The organism is Pedobacter sp. CAN_A7 (genome assembly GCF_015752175.1).
GTDB lineage: Bacteria > Bacteroidota > Bacteroidia > Sphingobacteriales > Sphingobacteriaceae > Pedobacter.
This window is the reverse complement of sequence record NZ_JADOUW010000004.1, coordinates 1-15963: the sequence shown is the minus strand read 5'-3', so window position 1 is coordinate 15963 and position 15963 is coordinate 1. Positions and strand designations below refer to the sequence as shown.

Below are 15963 nucleotides of genomic sequence, written 5' to 3'. Positions count from 1 at the left end.
ACTAGCATATGGTTTCATAATCCTTGTTTTTACTTTAAAAAAATCTGTAAGTTTGCTTATACTAACCAACCATAAACTAACTTAGTTAATAACCTTGCGCCTCAATACAATTCTTTTCCTTGTTATTTTCTTTGTCGTTACAGCGGTTTACGGACAACCCAACCAGATTCAGTTTTCCAGTATCGACTTGCGTGATGGCCTTTCTCATAACCAGGTTAATGCAATAAGAAAGGATGCCAAAGGGTTTTTATGGTTTGGAACATTCTCAGGTTTAAACCGTTATGATGGTTACGCCATTAAAGTTTTTAAACACGATCCTCGAGACCTTACTTCCATTAGTAATGATTTTATCACTGATATTTTTGAGTTACCTGACCATCGCCTTTATATTGAAACCAGAAGCGGGCCAAATATATATAATGGCCTAAACGAAACTTTTAGCCGTGATGTAAAAGCTTACTTGAAAGGCTTAAACATAGTGACAAAAACGATTAGGGATATTTTAAAAGATGACGAAGGTAACTTTTGGTTTAATGCCGTTGAGGAAGGGATCTTTAAATATGAGGTGTCCACAAGAAAGACGATACATTTAAAGTGCGATGGGAAGAGTAAAGGTTCTTTAGCAAAAGCACCGGTGTCTGCTATACAAAAAGGTCCGAAAGGTGAAATCTGGGTAATCCATCAGGATAAAACCTTAGAGAGACTTGATGGGAAAACAGGGAAAGTTCAACAACGTTTATTGGTATTCCAAAAAATGAAGACCACGGATTATCAGGACTTTAAGATGTTTTTGGACAAACAGGGTGACTTTTGGATATATACTTTAAACAACCAGCGGGGGATTGACTATTATGCCCCAGCTACAGGTGAAAAACGTTTTGTTGACAAAGGTGTAATGCGCCTGAACAATAACCTGATCAATGGAATTCTACAGGATAATAATGGATTAATATGGATTGCCACTGACCATGGGGGCGTAAACCTATTAAATAAACGTGATTTTAGTATCCGTTACCTGGTTAACCGGGAAGATGACCAAAAGAGCATTGGGCAGAATAGCATCACCAGTATATATAAGGATACATCGGGAATTATCTGGATCGGTACCTTTAAAAAAGGAATCAGTTATTATCATGAGAAGATTTTAAAGTTCCCGCTTTACCGTCACCAGGGTTCAAACCCGAATGGGTTAACCTATGATGACATAAACCGTTTTGTTGAAGACGACCAGGGAAATCTTTGGATTGGTACCAATGGCGGCGGACTGTTCTATTTTAACCGTAAAACCGGTCAGTTCAAACGGTACCGCCATGATGCTAGTAACCCTAACAGCATTAGCAACGATATTATTGTGAGTCTTTATATTGATAAACAAAAGATACTTTGGATCGGTACCTATTTTGGGGGACTTGACAGGTATGATGGTAAGCAATTCAAGCATTATAAACATCAGCCTGATAACCCTAAAAGTTTAGCCGATGACCGGGTTTGGGACATCCTGGAGGACAGTAAGGGCCGGTTTTGGGTAGCCACTTTGAGTGGTGGGCTGGATCGCATGGATCGGGAAACAGGCGTTTTTCATCATTATAAAGCAGATGCGCCTAATAGTGTAAAGTCTAACTTCATTTCTTGTTTGATTGAAGATAAAGCTGGCAACATATGGGTGGGTAGTGCCGATGGGATTGATGTGCTACAAACCAATGGTAAGTTTATACATTATGAAAATACACCGGGACAAAGCAAAGGCCTGATCAATAATATTGTTTACGACCTGATGCAGGATAGTCATGGTTACATATGGATAGCTACCCGCGATGGGTTGAGTAGGTTTGATCCGAAAAGTAAGCAGTTCAGAAATTTTGAAGAGAAAGATGGCCTTACAGAAAAAACGACCCTGAAAGTTATTGAAGACAACCAACGGAATTTATGGGTAAGTACGGCCAATGGTTTATTTAACATTAGGGTAAATAAACCAGCCACAGGTGACTTCACTTATTTCTTCAGGAAGTTTGATGAACAAGATGGCTTGCAAGGAAATGCTTTTAATGCAAATGCAGGGTATAAAACCCGGTCTGGTGTATTATTGTTTGGCGGGGCAAATGGTTTTAATGTTTTTAGGCCTGAAAATATTAAGAAGGATGACAGCAAGCCCCAGGTAGTTTTATCGGATTTACAATTAGCTAATAAAAAAGTAGGTGTGGGTGCCATAGTCGACAACCAGGTGCTCCTGAAGAATTCACTTCATTTTACAGATACCCTGGAGTTGAAATACAGCCAGAATGGTTTTGCCCTGGATTTTGCAGCACTCAACTTTTTTAGTCCGCAAAAGATCAGGTATAAATATAAACTGGAGGGTTTCGATCAGCAGTGGCAGGAGCTTCAGGAAAATAACCGACGGGCAACTTATACGAACATTGACCCTGGAGAATATGTGTTCAAGGTGGTATCTACCGATGCATCGGGAAATTGGCTGGATAACGAAACCAGTTTGAAGGTAATCATTTTGCCTCCTTTTTGGAAAACTAAATTGGCCTACCTTATTTACATTCTTTGTATTGGCGGCACCTTGTTCCTGTTGAGACGCACAGGGATAAGAAAGGCGCGAAATAAGTTTTTGCTGGAACAGGAGCGGCAGCAAGCAAAGCGGATGCATGAGCTTGATTTGCTAAAAATTAAGTTTCTCACTAATGTGAGTCATGAGTTCAGGACGCCTTTGTCGTTAATCATCACGCCCCTGGAAAAATTGATTAAAGAAGCCGCTCCGGGAGAGAAAACCCAGCTGCAGATGATTCAGCGAAACGGGCGCAGGTTGTTAAACCTGGTTAACCAGTTGCTGGATTTCAGAAGGATGGAGGTTCATGAGGTGAAGTTGCAACTTAAGCAGGATAACCTGGTGTTATTTATTAAGGAGTTATGTTATTCATTTACGGATGTGGCCGACCGCAATAACATCAGGTTAAGCTTTTCTACAGACCGGAAAAGCATGGTGACCTTTTTTGATCCTGATAAGGTGGAGCGTATTGTTTTTAACCTGCTGTCTAATGCTTTTAAGTTTACACCTGCAGGAGGCAGGGTAGCCCTGATGTTGCATGCCCGGACCATAGAACAGGATAAAACCGAATTAAAGATTGTGGTGCAGGATACGGGTATCGGTATGGAAAAGGATAAACATGAGCTGATCTTCGAGCGGTTTTTCCAGGATGAAATTCCTGACTCTATGGTAAACCAGGGTAGTGGTATTGGATTATCCATCACTAAAGAGTTTGTAAAGATGCATGGCGGTACCATCACTGTTGATAGTGAAGTAAATAAAGGGAGTACGTTTACTGTTACCTTGTGGTTTGCGGAGGAAGCGGTGCAGGCAGAAGAAGTGGTGATATCACAACCACTGATTGAACAACCGCAAAGTAACCAACAGGAACAAGAAGTTGATGCGAAAAGCAAAAAACCTGTACTGGTGTTGGTTGAAGATAATGATGATTTCAGGTTTTACCTTAAGGATAACCTGAAAGAGTATTACCAAATTGTGGAGGCCGTAAATGGTAAGGATGGATGGCAGAAAATTCTGGCTTGCCATCCCGACCTGATTGTGAGTGACGTGAGTATGCCGGAGATGAATGGAACGGATTTGTGTAAGAAAATCAAGTCGGATAAACGTACGGCACATCTCCCGGTGATTCTATTAACAGCATTGACCACAGAGGCGCAACAGTTAAATGGTTTGGAAACAGGTGCCAACGACTACATGACTAAGCCTTTTAACTTCGGGATTTTACAATCAAAGATTAAAAACTTGTTGCAACAGCAAGCTTTGTCGAAAAAAACCTATCAAAAGCAGGTAGACTTTAAACCTGCGGAGACGACCATTGAATCGGTGGATGATAAGTTTATCAGGCAACTTTCTTTACTTCTGGAAGCGCATTTAGGAGATGCTTCTTATACGGTAGATCAGTTAAGTGCCGATCTTCACATGAGCAGGGTAGGGCTATATAAAAAGATACTTCCGTTAACCGGAAAAACACCGCTAGAGTATATCCGTTTGTACCGTTTACAAAAATCAAAACCCTTATTGCTGAAGTCGCAAATGACTATTGCCGAGGTAGCTTATACCGTTGGATTCAGCAATCCTAAACACTTCAGTAAATATTTTAAGCAGGAGTTTGATGTGCTGCCATCCGTATATGCGGCATCAAATTCTTAGCAAAATAGCTTCTGAATGGTCTTAAGCCTGTACTGTTAACATATCGATACCTAATTGTTATCATATGCATACCCTGTGCTAAGTGCAATCCTGATATTTTAGGGACTAATAAACCGAGTATAAACAGTATTATTACTATGCGTAAAATCAGGGTCAAATCCGTTATTCTTTTCGGCAGTATTTTCTTTTGCCTTCAGGTGAACGGACAAGAAAAAAACGTCTATCAACAAACATCTTCAGGGGTTGAAATTTCAATTCCAAACTCCGTTACCGGCGTTAAAAAGATTCGTCTTCAACCGGTAAACGATCAGATTATTCATGTTACTTCTATTTCTGGAAAAGATTTTCCTGCAGATAAGAGTTTGATGTCTGTTAAACCATCAAGTACAAATGTTAAGTTTTCTGTACAATCAGAAAATGAAGTTGTGGTATTAAGTACCGCAGCATTAAAAGTGCAGGTATCTACAAAAACAGGACTAATTACATATCTTGATCAGAACAACCAGTTACTCCTGGCACAAAGTAAAAATGCTATTCCGGCGTTACTGCCTAAAGTATATAATGGTGAGCCGTCATTCCAGGTTGCACAGTTATTTGATGCGCAAGAAAATGAAGCCTATTATGGTTTAGGACAGCACCAGCAGGGCCTGGTAAATTACAGAGGTCGCCGTGTTGATCTTGTACAATACAACACGGAAATTGCTGTGCCATTTGTGATATCAAATAAAGGTTATGGTATTTTATGGGATAACTACTCCATTACCCGTGCTGGTGATATGCGAGAGTATGATGATTTAAATGCTTTACGCTTGATTTCTAAAGATGGCAAAGAAGGATGGTTAACCGCTAGTTATGCATTAAAGTCGGCACCTAAAAAAGTTGTGCTAACGCGTCCGGTTTCTGAGATCTCTCAGAACTGGTTAAGCGATCAGCATAAATTTCCAGCTGGTGTAGCTATGAACGATGCTATAGTTACTTATGAGGGCGATGTGGAAAGTGGCTTAGGCGGCTTATACCAATTACAGTTAAAGTATGCTGGTTATATTAAGGTATGGTTAGATGGTAAACTTGTTGCCGAATATTGGCGCCAAGCATGGAATCCAGGATCTGCAATTGTGGATATGGAATTGGTAAAAAACAAAAAAGTTAAGTTTAAGATGGAATGGCTGCCAGATGGCACAGAGTCTTATATAGGCTTGACGGTATTAACTCCGGCTCCGGAAGAATTGAAAAACACTTTTGCCTTACACTCTGAATCTGGTGCTGCGGTTGACTATTACTTTATTGCAGGTTTAAATGCAGATCAGGTAATTTCTGGATACCGTACCGTAACAGGTAAAGCAGTGTTAATGCCTAAATGGGCCATGGGATTCTGGCAAAGCCGTGAACGGTATAAAACTGAGGACGATATTTTGTCGACCGTAAAAGAATTCCGTGATCGTAAAATTGCCTTGGATAACATTGTTTTGGATTGGTCCTACTGGAAAGAACCAGAATGGGGAAGCCAGGAGTTTGATCCAGCACGTTTTCCAAACCCGGATAATATGATCAAAACGGTACACAAACAGAACGTGAACATCATGATTTCTGTATGGCCGAAGTTTAATAAAGGTTTTGATATCTATGATGAATTTGATAAAAAAGACTTCTTATATAAGAGAAATATTGAAGAAGGTCGTCGCGACTGGATAGGCAAAGGTTATGAAAACACTTTTTATGATGCTTTTAATCCGAAAGCAAGAGAAGCCTTATGGAGCCTGATGAATAAAAGGTTATACAGCAAGGGCATTGATGCCTGGTGGATGGATGCCACAGAACCGGATATGCACTCTAATATTTCTGTACAACACCGGAAAGATTTGATGAACCCAACATATGCAGGTTCTTCGACTACTTATTTTAATGCATTTCCATTAGTAAATGCTAAAGGTATTTATGAAGGTCAGCGCCAGGTGAAACCAAATGATCGGGTATTTATTTTAACCCGTTCTGCCTATGCAGGCTTACAACGTTATGCTGCCGCCGCCTGGAGTGGTGATATTGCTTCCCGTTGGGAAGATATGAAATCACAGATAGGTGCAGGTGTTAACTTCTCGCTATCAGGAATGCCTTACTGGACGATGGATATTGGTGGTTTTTCTGTTGAAAAACGCTACGAAGAAGCAAAGGGTGCTGATTTAGAAGAATGGCGTGAATTAAATGCACGTTGGTACCAGTTTGGAACCTTTGTTCCTTTATTTAGAGTACATGGTCAGTATCCGTTCAGGGAGATCTACAATATTGCACCAGCCGATCATCCTGCTTATAAAAGCATGGTATATTATAACCAGTTAAGGTACCGCTTAATGCCTTATATTTATTCATTGGCCGGACAAACGTATCAAAAGGACTATACCATGATGCGTGGTTTAATGATGGATTTTCCTCAGGATTTAAAAGCGTCTAACTTAAACGATGCCTTTATGTTTGGCCCTTCCTTATTAATCAATCCGGTATATACTTATAAAGACAGAAACCGCAAGGTTTACCTTCCATCGGGCCAGGGTTGGTTTGATTTATATTCTGGTAAATTTTATAATGGTGGGCAGGAAATCAAAGCTGATGCACCCTATGAAACGATGCCAGTATATGTGAAAGAAGGTACGATATTACCAACAGGCCCATCTTTACAATATACATCAGAAAAACCTGCCGATCCGCTTACCTTATTTGTGTATACAGGTAAGGATGCTACTTTCTCGCTTTATGAAGATGAAGGCACTAACTACAATTACGAGAAAGGTGCATTTGCAACCATCGATTTTAATTATAGCGAAGCAACAAAATCATTAACGATTGCTGCGCGTAAAGGCACTTTTAAAGGAATGTTGCAAAACAGAACCATCAGGGTAGTGGTGATTTCGGCTAATCAAGCAAAATCACTCGATTTTAACCAAAAGGCTGATCACGAAGTGAAATATTCAGGTAAACAAACAGTAATTAAATTATAACCAAATAAAAACCCCAATAAATGAATCAATTATTTACAACATTATGATGAACGGCATGAAAAAAAAATCGGGAATAAAAAGAGAAAGCGTTTTTCTGCTGCTTTTTCTTTCATTACTTATGATAAGTCCCGCATTAAACGCACAAGAGAAGCAGATTAGCGGAAAGGTAACGGGTACATCGGATGGTATGCCGATACCAGGTGCCATGATAAAAGTTAAAGGCAAAACCGGTGGAACCGGAACCAATAATGATGGTGCTTATGTGATTAATGCACAAACAGGCGATGTATTACAAGTAAGTTCTATTGGTTATACCACTAAAGAGGTTACCGTAGGACAAAGTAACATTGTTAATGTAGGTCTTGCTGAATCTAACAACGAACTGGATGAAGTGATGGTTGTTGGTTATGGTGTGCAACAGAAAAAACTGATTACTGGCGCTACAGTGCAGGTAAAAGGAGAAACTTTGCAGAGACAGAGCACAACTAACGCATTGCAAGGTCTGCAAGGACAAAGTCCGGGTGTACAAATTGCTTCTACTTCTGGTCAGCCAGGAGAAGGAATGAAAGTAACCATCCGTGGTTTGGGTACAATTGGTAACTCTGGTCCGCTTTACGTAGTGGACGGGGTTTTAACTAATGACATTACCTATTTGAACTCTGCGGATATCGAATCGATTGATATTCTTAAGGATGCGGCTTCTGCGGCAATCTATGGTTCGCAAGCTGCAAATGGTGTTGTTTTGGTTACCACCAGAACAGGTAAAAAAGGTCAGTCTGCACAGATTACTTTTGATGCTTATGCAGGTGTACAAAATGTACCAAAGAAGATAGACCTGTTAAATTCTTCTCAATATGCATCAATTATGAACGAAGCTGCCATTAACGGTGGAAAACAGCCACTTTTTAGCAATGCAGAAATTGCTGCTTTAGGTGAAGGAACGAATTGGATGGATGAGATGTTTGTTAAGGATGCCTTAACTCAAAACTATTCATTTGGCGCCTCAGGTGCTTCTGATGCTTCGGTATTTTCTACCGGAATGTCGTACACTGGCCAGGAAGGTATTGTTGGTGGTAAAGGTTTATCTAACTACGAACGTTATAGTTTTAGAATTAACAGTGAGCACAACTTTTACAAAGATGTTATTAAGGTTGGTCAGCATTTAACTTATACTGATATTAAAAACAATGGTATTGGTGTTGGTAATCAATATAACAACTCCTTACGTGCTGCATTTAGTGTGAGTCCGTTTGTGCCAATGTATGATGAAGAAGGAAACTTCTTTGACAACAGTAACTCTACCTGGAATAATGGGGAGGCAAATCCTTATGCACAAATGGTTTATAATAACCAGAACACAAGGAATAGCCAGCGTTTATTAGGTGATGTTTATTTAGTAGTACAACCTATTAAAAACTTAACATTCCGCACCAGTTTAGGTATGGATTATAGTGCAGGCGAAAGTCGCTCTTTTACCCCAATTTATCAGCTTTCTGCTTATGCTTATAGCATTACGACCAGGGCTACGCAATCGATGAACAAAGGAAAATCGTTAATCTGGGATAACTTATTAACATATAAATTTGATGTAAAAAACGACCATTCATTTGAAGTGATGGCAGGTAGTTCTGCTTACCAATCAGATGGTTCTTCTCTTTATGGAAGTAACACAAATTTGATTTTTGAAGATTTAGACCATGCCTGGTTAAGCAATGCAACGGGTAAAACAGTAGCTGGTATTTCTATTACCGGTGCGCCATATGATGCTGATCGCAGGATGTCGTATTTCGGTAGGGTAAACTATAACTACAAACAAAAATACCTATTGAACGCTACCTTCAGAGCGGATGGATCATCAAGATTTGCTGCGCAAAACCGTTGGGGTTATTTCCCTTCTGTGTCTGCAGGATGGGTAGTTACAAGTGAAGATTTTATGGAAGGCCAGAAAGGCTGGTTAGATTTCTTAAAAATTAGAGCGAGTTGGGGACAAGTAGGAAATCAGAATATTGCTGCTTTCCAATACCTGGCGCCAATTAAGTTAGATAATACAAATTACAACTTTGGTGAAGAGGGTATTTTAATTCCTGGCGCTTATCCAAGCAGAATTAGTAATCCTGGATTAAAATGGGAAACTTCTGAGCAGGCTAACGTTGGTTTTGACGCTAACATGCTTGATGGAAAGTTTACCGTTAATTTTGACTGGTATAAAAAAACGACCAAAGATTGGTTAATTTCTGCACCAATTTTAGCTACTGCAGGTGCTGACGCCCCATTTATTAATGGTGGTAATGTGAAAAACAGCGGTATTGAGTTGGCTTTGACCTTCAAAAACAATGTTGGTGATTTCAATTATTCGATTGGAGTAAACGGTGCTTACAATAAAAATGAAGTAGGAAACATTCCTACAGCAGATGGTATTGTACACGGTTTAACGGGTCAACTATTTGATAATTCATTAGAATTCTACCGTGCACAAAGTGGCTTCCCTATTGGTTATTTCTGGGGTCTAAAAACTGCAGGTATTTTCCAGAATGAAGCTGAAGTGTCAAACTACAGATCTGGTAGTAAAGTAATACAGCCTACAGCGATGCCTGGAGATGTGAAATATGTAGATCAGAATGGTGATGGTGTAATTGACAATTCAGATAGAACAATGATTGGAAATCCTAACCCTGATTATACATTTGGTATAACCTTATCAGCTGATTACAAAGGTTTCGATGTTTCTGTTGTTGCTTCAGGTGTTGCAGGAAATGACATTGTACAATCTTATAGAAATCAATCGAATCAATACGGAAACCACACCGCCAGGATTTTAGACAGGTGGCACGGAGAGGGAACTTCTAATACGATGCCTCGTGTAACAGAAGATAATAGAAACTGGACAAATTTCTCTGATTTATACATCCAAAAAGGAGATTATTTAAGAATCAGTAATGTAACCGTTGGTTATGATTTGGGGAGAGTGATAAAGAAAGGTTATTTAAAACAAGTGAGGTTATATGCCGCAGCTTTAAACCTTTACACATTTACCAAATATGATGGAATGGACCCGGAAATCGGTTACGGATCTGAAGGCTTTTCATCTGGAGTGGATGTAGGTTATTACCCAAGACCAAGAACATTTATGTTCGGCGCAAATATTAGATTTTAATTATCCTGATTTTAAATATTATGAAAGCTATTAAAATATGTACTATAGCAGTCCTCCTTTTATCATTAGGGGCTTGCAAAAAAAGTTTTCTGGATACCGAACCTATTACGACGGTAACAGATGTGAATTTCTATAAGACACCAAAAGATGCTTATACCGCATTAGTGGGCTGCTACGATGGCTTGCAAGTGGTATGGTCTGAAGGTGTTGCATTGCCGGTTGCGGCAGAAGTAATGTCTGACAACGCTTTTGGTGGTGCCGGAAATTCTGATGGTTTTAACTACCAGATGATTGATGAATTCGATAAGGCACGTTCTCCATCGGATCAAAACTTGTACGAACGTAACTGGGTTTTGTATTACAAAGCACTTTACCGTTGTAACATGTTGATCAGTAAAATGGATCAGATTGAATGGGGAACTGATGCCACACTAAGAAACAGGTATGAATCTGAGGCTCGTTTTCTTCGTGCTTACTTATTATTTGACATGGTTCGTTTATGGGGAAATATTCCTTTGTTAACAGAACCTTCGGCAGAAAATCTTCCACAATCCAATCCGGATGAGGTTTATAAAGTAATTGCTGGTGACTTAAAATTTGCTGCAGACAACATGCCTGCAACTGGATATGCTGCTCAACCGGTTACAGAACGCGGACGTGTAACTAAATATGCTGCAGAAGCATTATTAGGAAGAGTATTCTTGTTTTACACTGGTTATTATGCTAAAGGCGACCTTGTAGGCTTAGTTTCTAAAAACGAAGCATTAACTTATATGGAAGATGTAATTACTAACGGTGGTTACGGCCTGGTTGAAGATTTCGCAAAACTTTGGCCAGCAGCCTCTGTAGGCAGTTATGCTGGTGAAGACAATAAAGAAACTGTTTTCGCTATTAAATATACTTACACCAGTGATTATAATGGTAATACTGATGGTAACCACTGGATGGTTATGGTTAGTATGAGAGAGCAGGCGATTTTTCCTTATGGAAACGGATGGGGTGGACAGACGGTTAGTCCGAAGTTGTGGAGTGCGTATGCTGCTACAGATACGCGTAAATCGGCTTCCATTATTTCTATTGTTGATGAAAAATTACCTTTTACCAATCAAGGTAAAACAAGAGAATACACCGGATACTGGGGTAAAAAATATAGTGTAATGATTGGTGAGGACGGAAAGCCATTGCCAGAAAGTTATGGTAACTCTAATTTTCAGATTGCGCAATTTCAGGATTATGTTTCTATCCGTTATGCTGATGTATTATTAATGGCTGCCGAACTGGGAAGTGCAAATGCACAAAGCTATTTTAACATGGTAAGACAACGTGCCTATAAAGAGGCTTTTACACCGTTAACAGTATCAGCAGATAACATCATTAAAGAAAGACGTTTGGAGCTTGCATTAGAAGGTATCCGTTATTATGACTTGTTACGTCAGGGTATCGATAAAGCAGCGCAACAGATTGCGGAAACAACTACGGTATTAAATGGTGGTGCACCTGCGCAAAAGTCCATTGCTGCTGCTAATGTAATCGCAACTAAAGGTTTGCAACAAATACCTTATACACAGATCAATTTATCTAATGGTACACTGGTTCAAAACCCAGGCTGGTAGTTATTCATCAATTTAATTGTAATAAAATGAAACGATATAGAAAAATCCTTGCGCTGCTGATGCTGCCATTGTTGATGATCGCCTGTAAAAAGGATGAGCACAAGATGGGTGAGGTACTTGATAAAGCTGATATTAATTTTACAGTAACCCAGGATCTACAGGCGGACCCTGGTGGAAACACGGTAATCCTAAAAAACCTTACTCCAGGTACCCTGCCAATGTGGGATTATGGAACAGGTACCTCTAACAGAATGACGGATACGGTGAAGTTTGCTTTCGCTGGTGATTACACCATCAAATTTGCAGTATCTACCGGAGGCATGGTTGTTAACATGGATTCTGTAGTTGTTAAAGTAACTTCTGACAATTTACAATATGTTAATGACCCATTATGGACTGCCCTTTCTGGTGGCGTTGGTAATGAGAAACAATGGTTGCTTGATACAGATGGTATTTTCTTTGCTGGTCCTTTATCTTTTTATGGGGTAAATAACGGCTGGCTAAAAGAAAATGGTGGCTGTTATGGTACCGACTGCTGGAACTGGGGCCCTGGCACAGCAGATATTTATCCTGGAATGATGGCACAAGGCGATTATGGGGTAATGACTTTCGGGTTAAAAGGTACAGCTTCGTTTAAAGCAGTAAAACCGATGGAAAATGGGATTACCCAAAATGGTACTTATTACTTAAATACCACCACCAAAAAACTGACGGTTAATAATGGCTCTATTTTACGTGGTTACAAACCAGCTAAAAATGGTATAACTGGCATCAGTAACTGGACTAACTACACCGTTCTTTCTTTGGATGAAAACACCATGCAATTGGGTGTGATCAGAGATAAAGATGTGGATGGCGAAGGTCAAGCGATGATTGTTTATAATTTCATCACTAAAGCTTTTAAAGAAAGTTATGTGCCACCAGTAACCGGACCAGATGAAGGTTTTGACCCAACTTTTAAAGCAGGTGAATTAGTTTCCATGTTAACGGGTACCTCATCGGGCCGGTTATGGAAATTAGATGCCACAGGTAATCCAATTGACTGGATTGGAAAAGGTAAGGGATGGACTAAAGGGCATGCTGATTCAAGAGACTGGGGCTGGAGTGACAGCTGGGATGCTGCTGCTGCTAATTCATGGATTTTATTTAATAAAATTGGTGGACAAAACTATACGCGTAATCAAAATGGTGTGATCACCACTGGAACGTTTACCGTAAATGAAGCCACAAATGAAGTGACTTTAGTGGGTAACTTATTGATACAAAATCCTGGCAACTGGATGTCTCCTGCTAAAAACACTTTCAAAGTGGTGAAAGCATTCCCAGGAAAAGTAGAAAGTAAGGGTATTTGGTTTGGTGTAGATTATAATGCAGAAAAAGACGAGTGGTTTGCCTTCCACTACGTATTGTAATCTTAATAAAAAAATAAGTTCATTAACATAGATATACATTGAAAAAGCGCTTTTTTACCCTAGTCTACATTTTCTGCTTATTTTCTAATGCCATCATGGCGCAAAATAAGCCCAGAGAAGAGGCTGACTTCAATCAAGGCTGGAAGTTTTACCTGGGCGATAATGCTCAGGCATCAAACACTTCATTTGCCGATCAAAGCTGGCGGACGTTAAATTTGCCACATGATTGGGGAATTGAGGGATCATTTAGTAAAGATCATCTGGCCACTGTAGGTGGGGGCGCTTTGCCTGGCGGCATAGGTTGGTACCGTAAAACATTTACGGTGCCAGCCCTTGCTAAAGGCAAAAATATAGCCATTGATTTTGATGGTGTTTACAAAAATAGTGAAGTGTGGATTAATGGACATCTCCTGGGTAAAAGACCTAACGGTTACATTGCTTTTAGATATGACCTGTCACCATACCTAAAATACGGCAGTAAAAATACCATTGCTGTGCGGGTTGATAATTCTCAACAGCCTAATGCAAGGTGGTATACAGGCTCTGGCATTTACAGAGATGTAAAGTTAATTACGACAAACACAACACATGTTGAACAATGGGGTACGTTTGTAACGACGCCTGTTGTTAGTAAAACAGCCGCGACTGTTAAGATTGAAATGAACATTAAATCGCCGGCTAAGAAAACACAGCAGGCGGTTATCAAAACGCTGATTTTTGATAAAGAGCGGAAGTTAGTTGCAAGTGCGACGGAGCCGATAAATCTTACCGGTAACACCAGGTTAAGTGAGGAAATTGAAGTGGCCAACCCAAAATTATGGTCAGATAAACAACCTTATTTATATACGGTGGAAACACAAATTCTGGTAAACAAAGTATTGGTTGATGCATACCATACTACTTTAGGTATTAGAAGTTTTAGTTTTGACGCTGAGCAAGGCTTTATCTTAAACGGTGAAGCATTAAAAATAAGGGGAGTGTGTAACCACCATGACCTGGGTGCCCTGGGTACTGCATTTAATGTACGCGCGGCAGAAAGACAATTGGAGATTCTGAAATCGATGGGTGTTAATGCACTTCGTACGGCACACAACCCTCCTGCTGCAGCTTTATTAGCACTTTGTGATAAGATGGGTTTTATTGTAATGAATGAAGCTTTCGACATGTGGGCCAAGAAAAAGTCTGATTTTGATTACCACCTGGATTGGGACAAGTGGCACAAGAAAGATCTGGAAGATCAGATCTTACGCGACCGCAACCACCCATCTGTATTTATTTGGAGCGTTGGTAACGAAATTCAGGAGCAATGGGGTACCGGAGCGGATACTGTAGGGCGTGTAATCACCAGAGAACTTGCCGCCATTGTTAAAAATCTGGATACTACCCGTCCGATTACGACGGCAAACAATGATATTAATGTATACAATAACCTGATTAAATCGGGCGCTTTAGATATCATCGGTTATAATTACAACCATGATAAGTGGAAAGATTTCCATAAAACATATCCTGGGAAGAAGTTGATTGCAACAGAAACCACTTCTGCTTTACAAACCCGAGGTCATTATGATAATCCTGCAGATAGCATCCGCATTTGGCCTACCGCATGGGATAAACCTTTGTTAACGGGCAATGCTGATTTCAGCTGTTCTGCATACGATAACTGTTATACACCATGGGGTTCATCACATGAACAGACATTAATTGCTTCTGAGTACAATCCTGCAGTGTCGGGAATCTTTGTATGGACCGGTTTCGATTACCTGGGTGAACCTACTCCTTATGTTTGGCCAGCCAGAAGTTCTTATTTTGGTATCATGGACCTTGCAGGTTTTCCAAAAGATGTTTACTATCTATACAAAAGTGTTTGGACTGACGAAGCTGTTTTACATGTTTTTCCACATTGGAATTGGAAAGCAGGACAAACGGTAGATGTACTGGCTTATTTTAGTCAGGCAGATGAGGTAGAGCTTTACCTGAACGGCACTTCTTTAGGTAAAAAATCGAAACAAGGCCAGGACATGAAAGTGAGCTGGAAAGTGAAATATGCAGCTGGTGAACTAAAAGCGGTTTCACGCAAAAAAGGAAATGTGGTTTTGGAGAAGGTGATTCATACGGCTGGACCAGCAGCGAAATTGGTATTGATTGCTGATCGCAGTAAACTTTCAGCAGATGGGAAGGATTTATCTTTCATTACTGTTAAGGTGATGGATAAGGATGGAAACCTGATTCCTGATGCCGACCATTTAATTAATTTTAGCATAGCAGGTGATGCTACGCTTGCTGCAGTAGATAATGGAAGTCCTATTAGTCATGAGTCTTTTAAAGCCAATCACCGTAAAGCTTTTAATGGTTTAGCACTAGCAATAATTAAAAGTGGGATGAATTCCTCGACCGTTAAGGTTACCGCAAGTAGTAAAGGATTAGTATCAGGCGAGATTACACTGGAGATAAAGTAGGTCTCTATATGGCGCATAAAAAAAGCGGCTGTCTCCAAGTGGACTGCCCCCAAAAGTTTAGACAAATTTAATTATTAGATTTGTTATAATGAGCCCGATATTCCATCGGGCTCATTCCATTTAAATTCAATTTT

General features: G+C 39.9%; 6 protein-coding genes. All 6 read left to right on the top strand.

The window, feature by feature from the left end:
- The first annotated feature begins 94 nt into the window (after positions 1-94).
- The 6 genes from IWX76_RS14870 to galB all read left to right on the top strand — a co-directional run bounded on the left by IWX76_RS14870 (position 95) and on the right by galB (position 15829).
- Positions 95-4201: a hybrid sensor histidine kinase/response regulator transcription factor gene (locus IWX76_RS14870; RefSeq protein ID WP_196860823.1), complete on the top strand. Its 4107-nt coding sequence runs from the start codon at positions 95-97 to the stop codon at positions 4199-4201.
- Positions 4202-4338: 137 nt separating this feature from the next.
- A complete protein-coding gene (locus tag IWX76_RS14865; protein WP_196860822.1) occupies positions 4339-7191 on the top strand; it encodes a TIM-barrel domain-containing protein in 2853 nt (950 codons plus the stop codon).
- A 55-nt stretch (positions 7192-7246) separates the two neighbouring features.
- Positions 7247-10345 (top strand): SusC/RagA family TonB-linked outer membrane protein, encoded by a 3099-nt coding sequence (locus IWX76_RS14860; RefSeq protein ID WP_196860821.1) that lies wholly within the window; start codon positions 7247-7249, stop codon positions 10343-10345.
- Between the two features lie 20 nt (positions 10346-10365).
- Positions 10366-11958 (top strand): RagB/SusD family nutrient uptake outer membrane protein, encoded by a 1593-nt coding sequence (locus IWX76_RS14855; RefSeq protein ID WP_196860820.1) that lies wholly within the window; start codon positions 10366-10368, stop codon positions 11956-11958.
- Between the two features lie 26 nt (positions 11959-11984).
- Positions 11985-13370 (top strand): hypothetical protein, encoded by a 1386-nt coding sequence (locus IWX76_RS14850; RefSeq protein WP_196860819.1) that lies wholly within the window; start codon positions 11985-11987, stop codon positions 13368-13370.
- 95 nt (positions 13371-13465) lie between these two features.
- Positions 13466-15829 carry a beta-galactosidase GalB gene (gene galB, locus IWX76_RS14845; protein ID WP_196860818.1) on the top strand — a complete coding sequence of 788 codons (2364 nt, stop codon included), beginning with the start codon at positions 13466-13468 and terminating at the stop codon, positions 15827-15829.
- The last annotated feature ends 134 nt before the right edge of the window (positions 15830-15963 follow it).

What these genes read in the sequence shown, in the direction of transcription:
- IWX76_RS14865 (WP_196860822.1), top strand. Translation starts at nt 4,339, where the DNA reads ATGCGTAAAATCAGGGTCAAATCCGTTATTCTTTTCGGCAGTATTTTC.
- IWX76_RS14860 (WP_196860821.1), top strand. Translation starts at nt 7,247, where the DNA reads ATGAAAAAAAAATCGGGAATAAAAAGAGAAAGCGTTTTTCTGCTGCTT.
- IWX76_RS14855 (WP_196860820.1), top strand. Translation starts at nt 10,366, where the DNA reads ATGAAAGCTATTAAAATATGTACTATAGCAGTCCTCCTTTTATCATTA.
- IWX76_RS14850 (WP_196860819.1), top strand. Translation starts at nt 11,985, where the DNA reads ATGAAACGATATAGAAAAATCCTTGCGCTGCTGATGCTGCCATTGTTG.
- galB (WP_196860818.1), top strand. Translation starts at nt 13,466, where the DNA reads ATGGCGCAAAATAAGCCCAGAGAAGAGGCTGACTTCAATCAAGGCTGG.